The organism is Streptosporangium sp. NPDC003464 (assembly GCF_053588315.1).
In genome coordinates this window covers 1-1,930 of record NZ_JBSFPS010000528.1, presented here as the reverse complement: position 1 = coordinate 1,930, position 1,930 = coordinate 1, and the positions used below count along the sequence as shown (strand labels likewise).

Below are 1,930 nucleotides of genomic sequence, written 5' to 3'. Positions count from 1 at the left end.
GGCGGCACCGCCGCCGGGGCCCTGGCCTTCGGCGAGGACGATTCCGGGAGGGACGATGAGACACCTGCTGGTGTTCGCCGAGCGCGACGACGCCGAGGAGGTCGCCGAGAGCGTGGCCGAGGAGTTCCCGCGGATCGGCGTGCCCGCGGTCGTCCGGGAGACCCTCGCGGGAGAGGACGACGCCGAGGACGCCCAGTGGGTCGTGGTCGTCGAGGATCCCGGCGGGACGCTGGAGGCCGGTCACCTGGCGTGGCTGGAGGCGCTGGCGGAGGAGTACGACGGCTGGCGCGAGGCCGGCTGACCGGTCCGGAGCCGGGCGGCCCCCGCGCGGACGCCGCCGTCCCCGGGCTCCGTACGCCGGCCGTCGTGCCCCCGCAGGGGCGACACCCGCCCGGCACGCGGGGCCGTGTCGTGTCCCCGCAGGGGCGACGGGCCCCGCCCGGTGCGCGGGGCCGGCCGCCGCCGGGGCTCAGATCTCGGTGACGGCCTCGCGGCGGGCGCGCTCCCTGACCGCGTGCTCGTCGGTGCGGGCGTCGTAGTCACGGAACCTGGGCAGCAGCCCGGCCATCGCGACCACCGCGCCGACGCACAGCAGGCCGCCCGCGCCCAGGGAGAAGCGGGTCCCGCCGAGATCGCCCATCAGGCTCGCCCTGGCGTTGCCGAGCATCGGACCGCTGGTGTAGGAGAGCAGCTCGATGCCGGCCAGACGGCCGCGGAACTCGTCCGGGATGGTCTGGTTCCAGATCGTGGAGCGGAAGACTCCGCTGATCATGTCGGCCGCCCCGGCCAGCGCCAGGCAGGCGAAGACGCCCCAGGCGGTCGGCATGACGGCCGCCAGCGCCACCGCGGCGCCCCATCCGATCGCCGCGACGATGACGCCCAGGCCGTGGCGGTGGACGTGGTTGGTCCAGCCGGAGGTGACCGAGGCAACCAGCGAGCCGATGGCCGAGGCGGAGAAGAACAGGCCCTGCGCCTCGGGGACGCCGAGCTCGTCGGCCAGGAAGGGATAGAGCGCGGTGGAGAAGGCGAAGACCATCGCGGCGACGTCCACCAGGTAGGTGCCCATCAGGTCGGGGCGGCCCACGGCGTAGCGGACGCCCTCGACCAGTGCCCTGACCGACGGCGGGGGAGCGTCCTCGGACTGCGGCGGGGCCTTCACCGGCCAGAGCAGGGCCAGGGAGATCAGGAACGTCGCCACGTTGACGCCGTAGGTGGTGGCGAAGCCGGACCAGACGACGAGCAGGCCGCTGAGACCGGGGGCGACGATGGCGCCGAGGTTCCAGCGGAAGCTGGTCAGCGCGGCGGCGGCGGTGAGCTGGTCGTGCCTGACCACGCGCGGCATCAGCGACTCCAGACTGGGCCGCTGCAGGCTGCCCAGGCCCGCCGAGAGCGCGCCGACCACGTACAGCACCCAGACCTGCGGCTCGGGCAGCATCGCGTTGACCATCAGGACCACGACCGTGGCGCAGAGCCCCGCCTCGGTGTAGAGAATGATCTTGCGCCGGTCCAGCGCGTCCGCGATCGCCCCGCCCCACAGGCCGCAGACCACCATCGGCACGAACTCGGCCACACTGACCAGGCCGACCGCCAGGTAGGAGTCGTCGGTGAGCTCCTTCATCTGCAGCGGGACCGCGACCAGGGTGAGGAAGGTGCCGAACATCGTGATCACCCCCGAGCCGAACAGCAGCCGGAAGTCACGGGAGTCGCGCAGCGGGCTCAGATCCATTTTCAGCCGGCGGGCCAGCGTTCTGAGCGGTCGATCGGCAGTTTCAGGCACGGACAGCTAGTTTCGGCGCCGGCCCGCGCCAGGGCAACTGGTTTTGGGCCGGACCGGACGGCCCGGGCCGCTCCGGGCCGTCCCATCGCCTTCTTCGCCCCGCACAACGCCTACTCCAGCACCGGCCAGCGCGGCGGGCAGGTCCTGGAGTTC

Annotated in this window: 2 protein-coding genes; one reads left to right on the top strand and one right to left on the bottom strand. The window is 73.4% G+C overall.

The features are described from left to right. Positions 1-55 precede the first annotated feature (55 nt). Positions 56-301, top strand: coding sequence for a hypothetical protein (locus ACWDS7_RS48195; RefSeq protein WP_306868748.1), 246 nt, complete (start codon positions 56-58; stop codon positions 299-301). Between the two features lie 168 nt (positions 302-469). On the opposite strand, the gene ACWDS7_RS48190 is transcribed toward ACWDS7_RS48195, so the two are convergent. Then, complete coding sequence (locus ACWDS7_RS48190; RefSeq protein WP_451934786.1) at positions 470-1,726, bottom strand: MFS transporter; 1,257 nt, start codon at positions 1,724-1,726, stop codon at positions 470-472. Between the last annotated feature and the right edge of the window lie 204 nt (positions 1,727-1,930).